The organism is Lysinibacillus sp. NPDC093210, assembly GCF_044753985.1.
GTDB lineage: Bacteria > Bacillota > Bacilli > Bacillales_A > Planococcaceae > Lysinibacillus.
Genome location: NZ_JBIVOE010000003.1, coordinates 20,305 through 35,920, shown reverse-complemented (window position 1 = coordinate 35,920; position 15,616 = coordinate 20,305). Strand labels below are relative to the sequence as shown.

Below are 15,616 nucleotides of genomic sequence, written 5' to 3'. Positions count from 1 at the left end.
TATTTTTAGGTAAGGATTATCAAAAGAAAGCGTTTCCTTCATTATATAGAAGAAAAGCACAACGACGATTTTCGAGACAGTGGGGTATAAGTCAGAGCGAACCATTGAAAATGCCATCCTTGTAGGGTGGCATTTTGCAATATACTACCCAATTCTTTATCAAATAACACAAACATAATGATTTTTGCCGCATATCATAATGGGAATAAGTATTCTCTCCATTGTTAGGAAGTAATCAAGTACAGTTAGCTGTGTAAAGGGTGCAAGCTGTAGGATTATATTTGAAGAAGGAGACGAGCTAGAGCTACCAGAAGCTCATGTAGTATTCATGCCTTGTATGATTTAGCTGAATTAAGCTAGTTCATGCGAAATTTTTTATGATTATGTAATATATACGAAAAAATTTAATAAAAACCTTAACTATTTCCTTCGAAATCCGTATAATAAATCAAACAGTGCGAAAATTGTCCATTTTTCTATTGATAAATTGCGTGAATTTTTTAAATTGTATTGACGTAGAGAACGATAATTTGTACACTGTGTACATTCAATTGTTTTTTGGAGGAATACATTATTTTAAAAGGTTAGGATTTGATAGATATGATCGTATGTAAATTTGGTGGAACATCTGTAGCAAGTGCAGAACAAATTCAAAAAGTAGCAAACATTGTAAAATCTAATCCGGCGCGCAAAATCGTAGCCGTTTCAGCACCGGGAAAACGTTCTGGTGATGATATAAAAGTAACTGATTTATTAATTGATTTAGCGAATGCGGCATTAAAAAATGAAAATACAGAAGAAAAATTACAGACAGTAGTGAACCGTTTCAAGTCTATAGCTGATGGATTACAGTTAAATAATACTATTTGTGACGTAATTGCTGAAGACCTACGTGAACGTGTGCTTGGTGATGCTTCGAACGAAGAATTATTTATTGATAGCTTAAAAGCAGCCGGAGAAGATAACAACGCCAAACTTATCGCTGCATATTTTAACTCTATCGGTATGCCTGCACGTTATGTAAGTCCGAAAGAAGGTTTGGTTGTCAATGATTTACCTGAGCGTACGTTCGCATTACCTGAAGCATATTCAAATTTAGCGCCTTTAAAAGATACAAAAGAAGTTATTGTTTTCCCGGGTTTCTTCGGTTACACTAAAGCGGGCATATTGCGTACGTTTGATCGCGGTGGCTCGGATATTACAGGCTCTATATTAGCAGCAGCTATTGAAGCGGAGCTCTATGAAAACTTTACGGATGTTGATTGTGTATTTTCTGCGAATCCGAAAGTCGTGAATGATCCAGTTGAAATTAAAGAAATTACGTATCGCGAAATGCGCGAATTATCCTATGCAGGCTTTTCTGTTTTCCATGATGAAGCATTAATGCCTGTTTATAAGATTGGGGTGCCAGTTAACATAAAAAATACAAATAATCCATCAGCCCCAGGTACTCGAATTGTACCGAGTCGTCCAGCTACAGGTCGCCCGGTAACAGGTATCTCGGCAGACAGTGGCTTTTCAACGTTATATGTGTCAAAATATTTAATGAACCGTGAAGTAGGGTTCGGTCGTAAACTTCTACAAATTTTAGAAGATGAGAATATTTCTTATGAACATACTCCATCTGGTTTAGATGATATTTCAGTTATTATGCGATCTAATCAACTAACACCAGAAAATGAAGCGCGTATATTGACGCGTGTAAAAAATGAATTGCAAGCAGATGATGTCCAAATGCGTCATGGTTTCTCAATGATTGTCATTGTTGGAGAAGGCATGCGTAATAACACAGGTCTTGCGGCACGTGCAGCAACAGCGATTTCAAAAACTGGAGCAAATATTGAAATGATTAACCAAGGTTCGTCTGAAGTAAGTCTTGTATTCGGTGTACTACAAGAATATGAAAACCGAATTTTACAAGCGTTATATGGAGAATTTTTTGCACAAGTGCAAGCATGAGTGGACAATATACGATAGTTTTATCAAAAACCATTTATAAAATTATCTAAACATAAAAGGAGCTGTCCCCCTGAGCTATGAATTCATAGCTTAGGAGGCAGCTCTTTCAATTTTATAGTGTGACTTTCACAATGGATGATTTTAATGTTTTCTAACAATACTATAAGGAATAGAGTTTTCTTTTATGTAGTAATGCTGTAAAATCGAGTGCGTACATAGATAGGAGGGCATAATTTTGAAAAGTTTTTCAATGGGAATGATTTTGTCTGTTATAGGGATTTTATTTGTCTGTTTAACAATTATGGACATATTACCAGCATCAACGAAATCAATGAAAGTTGTTTTTGTCGGTATTGGTTGGGTTTTTATTATTGCCGGATCAATTATTCGATTTAAAAATTTAAAACAAAAGCAATAAGAAAAATATCAAGAAAATGAATGTTGCAAACTACAAACTTATGATACAATTTCAAAGAAAATAAATAATTTCAGTACGATGAAGTTGTTATTCTGTACTATACGAAAAATTCAGAAGGTTCAAATTTGCAGTGTATTCATAATTAAAGAATGAACAGTACAAATTCTTCTTAGTAAGAATTTGTTTTTTTTATTTGTCTCTATTCATAGAAAGGGTTTTCCCGTTTTATAGAAACTTCGGGCCACTACATATAGGCGTAGATGTGGATAATCGACCTATTGCATAATATATTTTAGGAGATGAGTAAATGACGATAGTACGTAAAGTCGATATTAAAATAATGGATCAGTATGTTGCGATTCACACAGTAACTCCGATGAAAGTCGTATCCTCTGCAATGCATAATCCAGGCTTTGGTTTTTATACACATTTGCTAAATCGCTCAGTGCCGAAAACTTACGATGAACGAAAACCACATCAAGAGTTACAAAGTTTTTTGCAATTAGAGGGTTATCCTATTAGCAATACCGTTGCCATGATGACAGCAGTTAATGCCCGTTTTGCAACGATACGAGAATTTACATATGAGGGTATTCATCTTGTCGTGATGATTACGGCGGGACTAGGTAATGCTGTCGATATTACGCGTGCATTTCATCGACAAGAGCAGTATCACGCAGGAACCATTAACACGTGGGTACTGATTAATGGAAAACTATCTGATGAAGCATTGTTTCAAGCAATGATTTCAACAACAGAGGCAAAAGTTAAGGCACTTATAGATGAAAATATTACGGACCCTACAACGGGTACGCAAGCAACTGGTACGTCAACCGATAGTTTGCTAATTGCGTCTACAGAAGAGGGCGATTTCCATCAATATGCTGGCCCTATTACAATGTTAGGGAAAATTATTGGCCATGGTGTTTATGAAACGATGCGAGAGGCCATTCAAAAATATAAAAAAGAGAAGGAGGCGAATCCTCTATGATTTCTCTAGTGATCGCCTGTATTATTGGCATACTATTTGATTTAGTTGTCGGGGATCCTCCAAAAATGCCCCATCCTGTACGCTGGATAGGTAAACTTATTCAAGCGCAAACCGCATTGTGGAATAAGGGCAATATGCGAAAGATACGTGGCATGGTCATGGCGCTTGCTGTAGTGGGTACGACGATGTTTGTCGTAACGGTTATTTTAATACTCAGCTATCAAGTGAGCATAGTGTTTGGTATTCTAGTAGAGGGATTATTAATAGGTATTGGTTTGGCTCAACGCAGCTTAAAGGAAGCAGCATTAGCTGTTTATGAACCACTCGTAAAGGGAGATTTTGCACAAGCACGTGTGAAGTTATCGTGGATTGTAGGACGAGATACCGAGCAACTTGATGAGGATGAAATTGTTCGTGGTGTCGTAGAAACTGTGTCTGAAAATACAAGTGATGGCGTAACTGCGCCGCTCTTTTATGCTTTTTTATTTGGTGCCATTGGCTTATGGGGCTATAAGGCTGTAAATACGTTGGACTCCATGATTGGCTATAAAAATGAAAAATACAAAGATTTTGGTATGTTTGCAGCAAAACTTGATGATGTATTGAATTTTATTCCAAGTCGTTTAACAGGTTTATTAATGGTACTTGGAACAAAAAATGAAACATCTGTGACGCTTGGCAAACGATTAAGACGTTGGGCACAGGATGCAAAAAAGCATCCGAGTCCAAACAGTGGTTATTTAGAAGCAGCAACAGCAGTCCAGTTAGGGGTTCAACTAGGTGGGAAAAATACATATCAAGGAGTTTCATCATACCGAGCGACAATGGGTGAAAAATTAGTACCGTTAACGAAGGAGCATATTGCAACTTCAATTATTCATATGCGTGTAGCTACATTGCTCTTTACGCTCGTTATGTTAGCAATGGAGGTGTTAATTTTTGCAATTACCTAATCATGGAGCAAATCCGCAAAATGTCTATCATCAGCTCGGGCTAACTATGCCTACAGAAGTTTATGATTTTAGTGAAAACGTAAATGCTGCAGGGCCGCCTACATTTGTTGAGGCACGTTGGCGCACATTTTATCCATTAATTCAGCGTTATCCTGATCCAGATGGAGAGCCTTTTTTAACAAAGGTGGCTCAATTTCATCACATTGAAAAAGATTCTATCGTTTTAGGAAATGGGGCATCAGAGTTATTTAGTGTATTAGCAAGACGCTATGCAAATAAGCGTGTACTTGTCGTGCATCCGACATTTTCTGAATATGAGAGAACTTTAAAAGCAGCAGGAGCGGACGTCGTATCGATTGTTGTCGAGGACTTTATTCAATATACATTACCGATGGAGCTTCTTTATCAAGAAATGGTCAATGCAGATGCATTATATATTTGTACACCTAATAATCCAACAGGTGTATTACCAAAAAAAGAGGAACTGCTACACTTAATAGCTGTTGGAGCTGAGGTAGATTGTGAGCTCGTTTTTGATGAGGCATTTATCGACTGGGTCAGTGAAACACATTCGTTAATTGGCTATGTTGCTAATAATGCGCATGTAATTGTCGTTCGATCTATGACGAAAATGTATGCAATACCTGGATTAAGACTAGGTTATTTAATAGCGAGCAATACTATTATTTGTGAGTTAAAAGCAATGTTATCTCATTGGAATCTCAATGCGTTTGCGCTCGTTATTGGATCAGGTTGTTTGGACGAGCATGAATACTGTCAACAAGCAATTAGTTATGCAGAGCAACAAAGGGAATGGTTACAGCAGTTTTTAATAGAAAATGGATGCTTGGTGACGAATAGTGTTACGAATTATGTTTGTTTTTCATTGCCTAAAAATATGCAAGCAGATACATTTTTTAGCTATTGTTTAGCTGAGGGAGTTGTCCTGCGTCATACAAAAAACTTTATGGGGTTAAATGGAGCATGGTTCCGTATCGGAATAAAGGATGTAACGGCGATGACCTATTTACAAAACTGTTTACAAGCGTGGTTTAAAGCAAATAAGGGGTGAGAAAAGTGACGACTTTTTATCTAGTTCGACATGGGGAAACAGTATGGAATAAAGAGCATCGATTACAAGGGTGGTTAGACTCACCTTTGTCGGAAAAGGGCATTTTGCATGCCCAAAAACTTGCAGAACAATTAAAAGATATTCCGTTTGCAGTTGCTTATAGTAGCACCAGTGACCGTGCGAAAGAAACAGCGCGCTATTTAGCAGCGGGTCGAAAGCTTGCGATTCACTACGAGGACGATTTACGTGAGATTTTTTTAGGAAATTGGCAAGGGCAAACTGTTAAGGACATTTTGGAAACAAATCGATTTGACTATGAACTATATACGAATTATCCAGCACAATTCGTCGCGACTCATACCGAAAGCTTTGGTGCAGTGACAGAACGTGCCATGTATACGTTAAAAAATATTGCGAAAATCTATCCACATGAACATATTTTAGTTGTGTCACATGCTGTTACGATTAAATGTATGATAAATGCAATATTAGGTCGTGGTATTGATCAGCTATGGTCAGCACCATACATTGAAGGAACTAGTGTCACAATCGTAGACCGATTAGAAGAAAGTTGGCATATCAAGGTAATTGGAAGCACACAACATTTACAATAGAGAGGTGAGAACAGTGCCGCTAATTTTTATTTCAGGTGGTGTCCGCAGTGGTAAGTCTCACTTTGCCGAAAAAGCAGCTGTTTTGCACTACCAAAATAATAATTTATTGGATAAACGACTTATTTATATAGCTTCTGGTGTTGCGATAGATGTTGAAATGGAAAAACGGATAGCTCGACATCAGTCTGATCGCCTAAAACAAGCGATTGTGTGGCATACGATTGAAGCACCATATGAAATACAGAATGTTTTTAATAAGTTAGTTGATGGCGATGTCGTACTTTGGGACTGTGTAACGACTTGGCTGACAAATGCCTTTTATGAGGGGTTTGATTGTGGCACACCTTGTGTGGAAAAGCCTGGTTGTTTAGAAAAAAAGCTGAGAATGATGAAAAGTTCAGTGCTAACGTTACTTGACAAAAGGGTGACGCTTTTTGTCGTTTCCAATGAACTTTTTGATGAGCCTCCATATGAGAATGAAGAGGTCGAATTGTACCGTCAAATGCTCGGTAGCTTACATCAATGGTTCGTTTCTGTCGCACATGAGGCATATGAGATAAATTATGGTATCGTAAAGAAATGGAAATAAGTGAGTTGTTATATGGAAGTATAAAGCAGCAAAAAACTGAGTTAAGAAATTCCTATACTAATTTTTGCAAGATAATTGAAGAAAACTTAAAAGAAAGAAGGCAAGGCAATGAAAACTATTTGGCATAGCGTATTGCTCGCATTTCAATTTTTTACGGTTTTGCCTGTACATAAAGAGATTCCGCTTTCTAAAAAAACAATTACTGGAATGTTCGCCTTTTTACCATGGATTGGTGCGCTTATGGGAGCTATCGTTGCAGCGGCAATCTTTAGTTTAACAGAATGGACATCTAGTAGTGATGTTTTATTAACATTTTTGATTGTCGGACTGTTCGCATTTTTTACAGGGGGGTTACATTTAGACGGCTTTATCGATATGGGAGATGCCTATTTTTCGTATCGGGATCGTGAAAAGCGTCTTGAAATTTTGGATGACCCTCGGGTAGGAGCATTTGGTGTTTTGTCTGTCTTATTTCTAGTGTTAGGAAAATTCGTTGTGCTTCATGAGCTTTTTGTACAGAACAAACTATCACTGTGGATGCTCATTTTTATACCTTTATTGACACGTGTGGGGATGAGCTTCTATTTTCTATCTTTAAAGAGTTCAAAGGAAAAAGGTTTAGCCTATTTTTTTAAATCACAACTGAACCATCGTGTATTAGCCAGTTTAATGATAATGACGCTTGTATTTGCAAGTTGTTGCGTATTTTTTATAATAGGCTTTTCAAGTTTACCATTCGTGCTCATTGCTGTTCTTATCACTGCCTTTTTATTGTTTCGTCAATTTACAGTGCGCAATTTTGGCGGTGTTTCTGGTGACTTGCTCGGAGCATCAATTGAAGGAATGGAGGTTGTGCTATGGGTGACATTGTTACTGTTCGCTTAATGAGACATGCACCAACTATAGAAAATTTGGAAAAGCGGTATATAGGCTGGACAGATTCTCCATTAGCAAATACTACAACGCTTCCTATACTTAATGAAGCTGTAAAAAAGGTATATGGCAGTGATTTACGTCGGTGTCAAGAAACGGCTTCTCGTTATTTTCCACATGCTAACTATATTGCAGATGCAAGATTTCGGGAGTCTAATTTTGGTGATTTTGAATGTAAAACATATGATGAATTAAAGTCGGACATACGTTACTGTACATGGCTAGATGACCCGACTAGTATATCCCCACCAAACGGAGAACATTTTGAGTTGTTTTGTGATCGGGTGATTGCTGGATTTTTAGCATTGCCAAAAGATGAACAAGATTATTATCTCGTCGTGCATGGTGGAGTTGTGCGAGCGATACTTGTAGCATTTGCGCCACAACAAAAGTCTTTTTGGTCGTATCAAGTACCGCATGATCAGGTATTTACGTTAACATTTTCCAAAGCAGCTTGGAAGGAGGGAGCGAGATGCATGTCTTTATCGGAGGAGCCTATAACGGAAAAACCGCCTATGTGACACAATTGCTTGAGGAGCAGGAAATGGCAGTGATGAATGGGGTTATTCCAGAGGTTGCACCTGCATGTGATGCGTTAATTATTAAAAATCTTGAACACTGGCTGATAAAGCAAAATCTTGACGAAGATGAAGTGATTGTCAAAAATATTTTGGCGAAACTTAAAATTCTTGAAGAAAGCTGTCAGTTGTATATTATTGTAACCGATATGGGACGTGGTGTGGTGCCAATGGAAAAACAGACACGGCTATTGCGTGACACTTGTGGTCGTTTGTATCAGGCGTTATTTGCAGAAGCAAAACAAGTTGACCGTATTTGGTATGGCATTGCAGAACGTATAAAATAATCAAAAGATAATACAATTCCCGAGTAGGGCATTCACTATTTTAAGAAATGGGGAAATAGAATGGAACGACAAAAATTAATGAGTATAACACTAACTGCCATGGTTGCGGCGATTTGTGCTGTTGGTGCAGTCATTAAAATCCCGTCATTTGTATCAACGGCGGCATTAGACTCAGCACCAGCATTTTTGAGTGTTGTGTTCTTATCACCTGCTTTAGCAGGAGTAGCAGGGTTAATCGGACATGTTATTACAGCAATGACTTCTGGTTTTCCATTTGGACCCTTGCATATTATTATTGCTATTGAAATGTTTATTGTCGTGTGGATTTTTGGTGTAATGAATAAAAGAGGCATGCATTTTTGGAAATGGCCAGTAGCACTTTTACTAAATGGTGTCATAGCACCAATCCCTTTTTATTTCATTATAAGTCCCGCGTTTTTTTGGGGTTCATTAGCTAGTATTTTTATGGCAACAGTTATCAATCTTATTATTGTCGCTATTGTAATGCCGATTCTCTCGAAAGTGTTTGTCCGTAAGGAGGGGCGCGTGAATTGAGAAATGCAGTAAAAGTAGGGGGACTTATTGCCACAACCGACAATGCTGCAGCGATTGGTGAAAAATCACAAGATGTCGTATTTGCCCCCGATAAGTTAACAGCATATTTAACTGCGCGTGTTACTTTTTTAGAGCAGCTGGCAGCTGGAGCGATACCAATGCATATAATTCTCGCTAACTTTTCGGGTGATGCATCATGGACACGCTATGTCGCAGGAATTGGACAAGTGTTTGAAGAAGTAGGGCTGATCTGTCCTCCAATAGAGGGTAGTTCAGAATCCAACATGCCAACATTGCAATCTGGATTATCGATTACAATGCTAGGTGAAGTACAAAAAAGATTACCGTTTGATCGTGATAATTTGAGTTGGTACACATATGGTCTACCACTCGTAGGTATAGAGGTGCTTGAACAATCTGAGGATGTAGCTCAGCTCCAGCCAATTTTTAATGCTTGGCGTGAAGAAATTGTACAACAAGTTTGGCCGGTAGGGTCTCAAGGACTACAAGCAGAATTTTCACGTCTTTTTGGTCAGCAACAAGTAGAAAGTTCGTTGGATATCGAAAAATCAGCAGGACCTTGTGCTGTTATATTATTAGGTATCAACCCCGAAAAAGAGCAATTGGCGCCAAAATTGTTTACTCGAAATTTTGAGAAGTGCCAGTCACCCAAACAATTCTGAAAACTTGTAGTAGATTTAAAATCGATGAAGTCTCCAGTAGGTACGCACAAAATGTAAAGCCGCAACCCGCACAGTATAGGGTTGCGGTATACAATGTGCTTCGCATTAAGCGAACTGGATTTTTACGCTACAGAAGCCTTTTAGAGTATACTATTATACAAAAAATTTTAAGTTCTGCGCATATAAGCACGGACTGTTATTGGTGCGAAAATTGCTACAATCACCGCAGCACCGATAAGGGATGCACTTAAATCCCAACCGACTGTTCCATTATTAGTTAGTTCTCTAACTGCAGTGACTAAATGCGATATAGGATTAATTTTCACAAACCATTGTAAGAAGTTCGGTAATGTTTCAGCTGGTACAAAAGCGTTCGACAGAAATGTCAGCGGAAATAAAACGAGCATTGAAATCCCCTGTACACTTGAAGCAGTTCGTGCAATTACACCAAAGAAGGCAAAAATCCAACTTATAGCCCAAGCACAAACAATGACAAGAAGACCTGCTAGCACAACAAAACCTAAACCACCTTCTGGACGATATCCCATAATATAACCCATTGAAAAGGTTAAGACAGTTGCAATTGTATATCGAATCGTATCAGCTAATAACGCACCAGCCAACGGTGCAATACGTGCAATCGGTAAAGATTTAAACCTGTCAAAAACCCCTTTATCCATATCTTCTCGCAACTGAACACCAGTAACGATTGAGGTCGTAATAACTGTTTGAACTAGAATGCCGGGAATAATAACCGGTAAATAACTTTGAACGTCACCAGAGATGGCACCACCAAAAATATACGTAAACATTAAAGTGAAAATAATAGGCTGTAGTGTTACATCAAACAATTGCTCAGGTGTGCGTCTGATTTTTAAAATGCCGCGATAAGCCATTGTAAATGAATTATTTATTGATTGACGCAAGCTCGTTCTGTTGGGCAGCTGACGTCCGCTCTGTTGTTTTATCATTGAATTTTTCATCGTTTTGCATCTCCTACTTCATTAGCTTTTGAAAAATCATTGTCCTGAACACCATGACCAGTAATCGTTAGAAATACCTCATCTAATGTTGGCTTTTGCACACTCATTTCGTCTAATAAGATTCCTTTTTGTCTGAGCGCAATAAGTAAATCTGTAACGAGGTCCGCATTCGTCATTGGGGCGGTTATCTTTCCGATATTAGAAGTTATCGTTGAAGGAACTTTTAGTACATGTTCAATTATTTGACGAGCATCACTAATATCGTTTGGATTTTGAATGCTTAAATGCAGTGATGAAGTACCGACTGACGCTTTTAGTTCATCGACTGTTCCTTCAGCAACTACTCGACCATGATCAATAACAGCTATTCTGTCCGCAAGTTCATCGGCTTCTTGAAGGTACTGGGTTGTTAAAAGTACGGTTGAGCCCATATCTACCAATCGACGAATGGTATCCCACATTTGATTACGTGTTCGTGGGTCTAATCCAGTAGTTGGTTCATCTAAGAAAATTAATGGAGGCTGAGCAATGAGACTTGCTGCTAAATCTAATCTTCTGCGCATACCCCCAGAGAAATTTTTCAGTGGACGTTTTGCAGCATCTGTTAAACCAAATTCTTCTAACAGTTCGGCCGCTTTTTTCCGTGCATCGGCTCGCCCTAGCCCAAGTAGTCGGGAAAAGATAATTAAATTTTCTGTAGCACTAAGTGACTCATCTACTGAGGCATATTGACCTGTCACCCCAATCAATTGACGAACAATATGTGGTTCCTTCACCACATCATAGCCGAAGATGCGTGTTGAACCAGCATCCGCTCCTAACAGGGTTGCAAGCATTCGAATTGTTGTTGTTTTGCCTGCGCCATTTGGACCAAGCACACCGTATATACTGCCAGCGCGTACGTTTAAATCTACACTGTCAACAGCACGATGATCGCCAAAATTTTTAACTAAACCCTTTGCCTCGATGGCCCATTCTGGATTGCGCAATATTCCTTCTTTGTTGTTCATTTCTTTCAAAATTATTCCTCCTTACTTCCTTCTTCTTAAATGTTGCATTGTAATGAATTTTCATAGCAAATGACTTTCTTTTCTAGCTAACATTTTAGAAAAATGTTCGTAAACGGATAATACATTAAATTTATGAACTGAATATTAACTGAGAAATACTATTGAGGATAAAATTAATTTGTTATTTAATTCCTTTCTTGTCGAAAAATTTACTAGCAGAGAGCTATTAAATTCAGAATTGTTTGAGTGCCTGGTACTTTTTAAGTCAAAAATTAATTGTCAATTGGGAATGATTTTCAGTTATAATGAATATCGAATGTGATTTACAAGGAACGGAGACGAAAGAATGCAGGCAGTTAGACAATTGGGACGCTTTTTAGGGCCCTATAAATTTTTTACGCTAATTGCACCGATTTTAATGGTGCTTGAGGTAACGATGGATTTAATCCAGCCAACCATTATGCAACATATGATTGATACGGGAATTGCGAATAATGACAATCCGTATGTATTTAAAATGTTTATATTCATGCTTATGAGTGCCGTTCTTGGATTAGTAGGGGGGCTTGGATGCTCAATTTATAGCTCTAAGGCTGCCATTCACTTTGCCTCAGATATACGTCAGTCATTATATGAGAAGATGATGACGTATTCGGCAAAGGAAAGGGATGCGTTTACTACTGGAAAGCTAATTACGATTTTAACAAGTGATGTGGAAAGCATTCAACGTGCGTTTATGATGACGCTACGAATTTTTGTACGTGGACCGTTGTTATTTATTGGTGCGGTTGTCATCGTGTTTGTGACGGCTCGCGAGTTATTTTCAATATTGCTCATTATTGTGCCGATTTTAATCATCGCAATGTATTTTTTCACTAAGTATTCAGGTGTATTATATCGTAAAGTACAAGAGGCAATTGACGGTGTTAATACTAAGTTACAGGAGAATTTAGCAGGTATTCGTGTAGTAAAGGCTTTTCGTCGTGAAAAGCATCAAGTAGAACAGTTCGCGGGACTTAATGACACACTTACGAAACGTTTTATTACGGCAGAACAAATTGTAGGTGTACTCGTCCCGTTTACGATGTTTGTCGTAAACCTCGGAATAGTTGCTGCACTCTGGCTTGGTGCAATTAAAGTTGAAGCAGGCACGTTGCAAGTCGGTGTAATACTTGCTTTTATTAACTATTTAACGATTATTTTAAATGGGCTTATGTCTTCTAGTATGGTCTTAATGCAAATTGCTCGTGCGCTTCCATCAGGAGAGCGTATTGTCGACGTTCTAAACAAAGATGTTGCGGTGCAAGAAGTAGCACATCCGATTACTTCGCCAATTCAAGGAACAATCGACTTTCAAAATGTGAGCTACCGTTATTATGAAACGTCAGAAGATGTGCTAAAAAATATTACGTTTTCTGTAAAGGCGGGTCAAACCGTAGGGCTAATTGGTAAAACGGGTAGTGGTAAATCGACACTTGTTAAGCTATTACCACGTCTTTTTGACCCAACTAGTGGTACTATTCTGCTGGATGGCAAGCCGCTCAATCAATATGCATTGAATACGCTACGTGAACATATTGGCTTTACCTCTCAAAAAGCCTTACTTTTTTCTGGACCAATCGAAAAAAATATACGTCTTGGTAAGGAAGAAGCGACAAATGAGGAATTACAGCAGGCACTGGATGCAGCCTGTGCGTCGGAATTTGTTGATAAGCTTGAACAAGGACTAGCGCATGAGCTATCACAGGGTGCAACGAATCTATCTGGTGGCCAAAAGCAACGATTAGCACTTACTCGGGCATTTGTAAGACAGCCAGCAATACTTGTTTTAGACGATACAACCTCGGCCCTTGATAGTGCATCTGAAAAGCATGTACAGCAGGCAATTAGCAAACATTTTCAAGAAACGACAACATTTATCGTCGCGTCGAAAATTACTTCCATACAACAGGCAGATCTTATTTTAGTGTTAGAGGATGGCGAAATTGTCGGTCAAGGTACGCATCAACAGTTATTACAAAGTAACCAACCTTATCAAGCAATCTACGCTTCACAGCAAAAGGCTGGTGAACAACAATGAGTCAAAATCAACCAAAGCAAATGAATTTTGGTCGTGGACCACGTATGGGTGGACCTGCTGAAAAGGCAAAAAACCAAAAAAACACAATATTACGTGTATGGCAGTATGTTAGACAACAAAAAGTAGGGCTGTTCTTTTCGATATTTTTTGTCATCGCCTCTACATTTTTAAGTTTGGCAGGACCTTATTTAATCGGACATATTGTTGATGATTATATTATGAAAAAGCAAGTCGCAGGTACGATCCGACTAGGTATTGTGCTAGCCTGTATTTTTTCGGTAGCATCGATTTTTACTTGGCTACAAACATATGTCATGATTCAAGTGGCGATGAAGACAATACGTACATTACGACTTGACCTATTTAAAAAACTTCAAACATTAACACTGAAATTTTTCGATCAACGTGCACTTGGTGATTTAATGAGCCGTGTAACGAATGATATTGATAACTTAAATACAGCATTAGCGCAGAGTGTGACTCAAATCGTATCGTCGATTTTAACAGTAATCGGTGTTAGCATTGCGATGTTCTCACTCAGCTGGCAGTTAGCCATTGTGACACTAATTATTATTCCGTTAATTGTTTTCACAACAAAGCAAATTGTCAAACGTAGTAGTAAAAACTATGCGGCTCGTCAACGTGATTTAGGGAAACTGAATGGAACGATTGAAGAAATGATTACGGGAGCGGAGGTACTTACACTTTTCGGTAAGGAACAGCAAACGATTGAATCTTTCCGTAAACAAAATAACAACCTACGCGACTCAGCACAACGCGCAGAAATTACTTCAGGCTTATTAGGACCAATCAACAACTTTATGAATAACTTAGGGCTAGCAGTTGTAATCGGTACTGGGGCATTTTTAGCGGTAAAAGGTGTAGTGACCGTCGGGATAATCGCGGCATTTGTCACATACACTCGTCAATTTTTCCGTCCGCTGAATCAGCTGTCAAATTTATTGAATACTTTCCAATCGGCGATTGCTGGGGCAGAACGTGTATTTGAAATTTTAGACGAACCATCGGAAGTAGCGGATAAAAAGCATGCAATTGATAGTCAAAGCTTAAAAGGGGAAGTCGTATTTCAACACGTTTCCTTTAGCTATTTGCCAAATCAGCCAATACTAAAAAATATTAATTTCCATGCTAAGGCAGGAGACACAATTGCACTTGTTGGTCCAACTGGCTCAGGAAAAACGACGATTATTAACCTACTAACACGTTTTTATGATGTGGATGCAGGTGAGATTCTTATTGATGGTCATAATATCGAGGACTATAAAATGGCAACAATTCGTAAGCGCGTTGGTGTTGTGTTACAAGACACTTATTTATTTACTGGTACTATTCGTGAAAATATCCGCTTTGGTAAGCTAGATGCTTCGGATGCAGAGGTAGAGGAAGCGGCTAAAATTGCGAATGCGCATAATTTTATTAAATACTTACCAGCGCAATATGATACAGCTGTACAGGCGGGTGGAGCTAATTTAAGTCAAGGGCAACGACAGCTGATAGCGATTGCTCGTGCCATTTTAGAAAATGCTGATATTTTAATATTGGATGAAGCGACATCTAGCGTAGATACGCAAACAGAGGTCGATATTCAAAAAGGATTACAGCATTTAATGCGTGGCCGCACGAGCTTTGTTATTGCACACCGTTTGAAAACGATTGAAAACGCCGATCAAATTTTAGTTATTCAACAAGGCGAAATTGTTGAGCAAGGTAACCATCAGCAACTTATGCAAAAACAAGGAATATACAGAAACCTACAGCAAAAGCTGCTTTTAGAAAAAGATGAGCTAAGCTTATAAAACATGTAAAGTTTCATGAGAAAATAATTATTTTTTCATGAAACTTTTTCCATTGTCCGATTGTCTAACTACAAATTGTGTTGCACGCTATATG

At 38.4% G+C, this 15,616-nt stretch carries 16 protein-coding genes; 14 read left to right on the top strand and 2 right to left on the bottom strand.

Annotated elements, in window-relative coordinates; all coding sequences use genetic code 11:
* Window positions 1-600 precede the first annotated feature (600 nt).
* From ACIP9C_RS09360 to ACIP9C_RS09305, 12 genes are all read left to right on the top strand, one after another.
* The gene (locus ACIP9C_RS09360) at window positions 601-1,959 is read left to right on the top strand and encodes an aspartate kinase (RefSeq protein WP_401009953.1); all 1,359 of its coding nucleotides are present in this window, start codon (window positions 601-603) and stop codon (window positions 1,957-1,959) included.
* 235 nt (window positions 1,960-2,194) lie between these two features.
* Entirely contained in the window at window positions 2,195-2,377 is a 183-nt protein-coding gene (locus ACIP9C_RS09355; RefSeq protein WP_172771863.1) for a hypothetical protein, read from the top strand.
* Window positions 2,378-2,684: 307 nt separating this feature from the next.
* The gene (locus ACIP9C_RS09350) at window positions 2,685-3,368 is read left to right on the top strand and encodes an adenosylcobinamide amidohydrolase (RefSeq protein ID WP_401009950.1); all 684 of its coding nucleotides are present in this window, start codon (window positions 2,685-2,687) and stop codon (window positions 3,366-3,368) included.
* Window positions 3,365-4,321, top strand: a complete 957-nt coding sequence (gene cbiB / locus ACIP9C_RS09345; RefSeq protein ID WP_401009948.1) for an adenosylcobinamide-phosphate synthase CbiB — start codon at window positions 3,365-3,367, stop codon at window positions 4,319-4,321. The genes ACIP9C_RS09350 and cbiB overlap by 4 nt, the downstream gene beginning before the upstream one ends.
* On the top strand, window positions 4,308-5,393 hold the full coding sequence (locus tag ACIP9C_RS09340; RefSeq protein WP_401009946.1) for a pyridoxal phosphate-dependent aminotransferase: 1,086 nt from the start codon (window positions 4,308-4,310) through the stop codon (window positions 5,391-5,393). The genes cbiB and ACIP9C_RS09340 overlap by 14 nt, the downstream gene beginning before the upstream one ends.
* A 5-nt stretch (window positions 5,394-5,398) precedes the next feature.
* Window positions 5,399-6,007: a histidine phosphatase family protein gene (locus ACIP9C_RS09335; RefSeq protein WP_401009944.1), complete on the top strand. Its 609-nt coding sequence runs from the start codon at window positions 5,399-5,401 to the stop codon at window positions 6,005-6,007.
* Between the two features lie 13 nt (window positions 6,008-6,020).
* Complete coding sequence (locus ACIP9C_RS09330; protein ID WP_401009943.1) at window positions 6,021-6,596, top strand: bifunctional adenosylcobinamide kinase/adenosylcobinamide-phosphate guanylyltransferase; 576 nt, start codon at window positions 6,021-6,023, stop codon at window positions 6,594-6,596.
* A 108-nt stretch (window positions 6,597-6,704) separates the two neighbouring features.
* A complete protein-coding gene (gene cobS, locus ACIP9C_RS09325) occupies window positions 6,705-7,481 on the top strand; it encodes an adenosylcobinamide-GDP ribazoletransferase (protein ID WP_401009941.1) in 777 nt (258 codons plus the stop codon).
* Window positions 7,454-8,050, top strand: coding sequence for a histidine phosphatase family protein (locus ACIP9C_RS09320; protein WP_401009939.1), 597 nt, complete (start codon window positions 7,454-7,456; stop codon window positions 8,048-8,050). Before cobS ends, ACIP9C_RS09320 begins: the two co-directional genes overlap by 28 nt.
* Window positions 8,002-8,394, top strand: a complete 393-nt coding sequence (locus ACIP9C_RS09315) for a bifunctional adenosylcobinamide kinase/adenosylcobinamide-phosphate guanylyltransferase (RefSeq protein WP_401009937.1) — start codon at window positions 8,002-8,004, stop codon at window positions 8,392-8,394. The genes ACIP9C_RS09320 and ACIP9C_RS09315 overlap by 49 nt, the downstream gene beginning before the upstream one ends.
* 60 nt (window positions 8,395-8,454) lie before the next feature.
* Window positions 8,455-8,949 carry an ECF transporter S component family protein gene (locus tag ACIP9C_RS09310; protein ID WP_401009935.1) on the top strand — a complete coding sequence of 165 codons (495 nt, stop codon included), beginning with the start codon at window positions 8,455-8,457 and terminating at the stop codon, window positions 8,947-8,949.
* Window positions 8,946-9,632 carry a hypothetical protein gene (locus ACIP9C_RS09305; protein ID WP_401009934.1) on the top strand — a complete coding sequence of 229 codons (687 nt, stop codon included), beginning with the start codon at window positions 8,946-8,948 and terminating at the stop codon, window positions 9,630-9,632. Before ACIP9C_RS09310 ends, ACIP9C_RS09305 begins: the two co-directional genes overlap by 4 nt.
* Before the next feature lie 167 nt (window positions 9,633-9,799).
* On the opposite strand, the gene ACIP9C_RS09300 is transcribed toward ACIP9C_RS09305, so the two are convergent.
* Together ACIP9C_RS09300 and ACIP9C_RS09295 are read right to left on the bottom strand one after the other, a co-directional pair.
* Complete coding sequence (locus ACIP9C_RS09300) at window positions 9,800-10,615, bottom strand: ABC transporter permease (RefSeq protein ID WP_401009932.1); 816 nt, start codon at window positions 10,613-10,615, stop codon at window positions 9,800-9,802.
* On the bottom strand, window positions 10,612-11,625 hold the full coding sequence (locus ACIP9C_RS09295) for an ATP-binding cassette domain-containing protein (protein WP_401010664.1): 1,014 nt from the start codon (window positions 11,623-11,625) through the stop codon (window positions 10,612-10,614). Before ACIP9C_RS09295 ends, ACIP9C_RS09300 begins: the two co-directional genes overlap by 4 nt.
* Window positions 11,626-11,971: 346 nt before the next feature.
* Between ACIP9C_RS09295 and ACIP9C_RS09290 the strand changes: the two genes are divergently transcribed.
* Together ACIP9C_RS09290 and ACIP9C_RS09285 are read left to right on the top strand one after the other, a co-directional pair.
* The gene (locus tag ACIP9C_RS09290; RefSeq protein WP_401009930.1) at window positions 11,972-13,705 is read left to right on the top strand and encodes an ABC transporter ATP-binding protein; all 1,734 of its coding nucleotides are present in this window, start codon (window positions 11,972-11,974) and stop codon (window positions 13,703-13,705) included.
* Window positions 13,702-15,522, top strand: a complete 1,821-nt coding sequence (locus ACIP9C_RS09285) for an ABC transporter ATP-binding protein (RefSeq protein WP_401009928.1) — start codon at window positions 13,702-13,704, stop codon at window positions 15,520-15,522. Before ACIP9C_RS09290 ends, ACIP9C_RS09285 begins: the two co-directional genes overlap by 4 nt.
* The last annotated feature ends 94 nt before the right edge of the window (window positions 15,523-15,616 follow it).

Bases quoted from the DNA above. Each gene is read 5' to 3' on its own strand.
- ACIP9C_RS09285 (WP_401009928.1), top strand. From the start codon at position 13,702: ATGAGTCAAAATCAACCAAAGCAAATGAATTTTGGTCGTGGACCACGT.
- cobS (WP_401009941.1), top strand. From the start codon at position 6,705: ATGAAAACTATTTGGCATAGCGTATTGCTCGCATTTCAATTTTTTACG.
- ACIP9C_RS09350 (WP_401009950.1), top strand. From the start codon at position 2,685: ATGACGATAGTACGTAAAGTCGATATTAAAATAATGGATCAGTATGTT.
- ACIP9C_RS09300 (WP_401009932.1), bottom strand. From the start codon at position 10,615: ATGAAAAATTCAATGATAAAACAACAGAGCGGACGTCAGCTGCCCAAC.
- ACIP9C_RS09290 (WP_401009930.1), top strand. From the start codon at position 11,972: ATGCAGGCAGTTAGACAATTGGGACGCTTTTTAGGGCCCTATAAATTT.
- ACIP9C_RS09320 (WP_401009939.1), top strand. From the start codon at position 7,454: ATGGGTGACATTGTTACTGTTCGCTTAATGAGACATGCACCAACTATA.
- cbiB (WP_401009948.1), top strand. From the start codon at position 3,365: ATGATTTCTCTAGTGATCGCCTGTATTATTGGCATACTATTTGATTTA.
- ACIP9C_RS09360 (WP_401009953.1), top strand. From the start codon at position 601: ATGATCGTATGTAAATTTGGTGGAACATCTGTAGCAAGTGCAGAACAA.
- ACIP9C_RS09315 (WP_401009937.1), top strand. From the start codon at position 8,002: ATGCATGTCTTTATCGGAGGAGCCTATAACGGAAAAACCGCCTATGTG.
- ACIP9C_RS09295 (WP_401010664.1), bottom strand. From the start codon at position 11,625: ATGAACAACAAAGAAGGAATATTGCGCAATCCAGAATGGGCCATCGAG.
- ACIP9C_RS09310 (WP_401009935.1), top strand. From the start codon at position 8,455: ATGGAACGACAAAAATTAATGAGTATAACACTAACTGCCATGGTTGCG.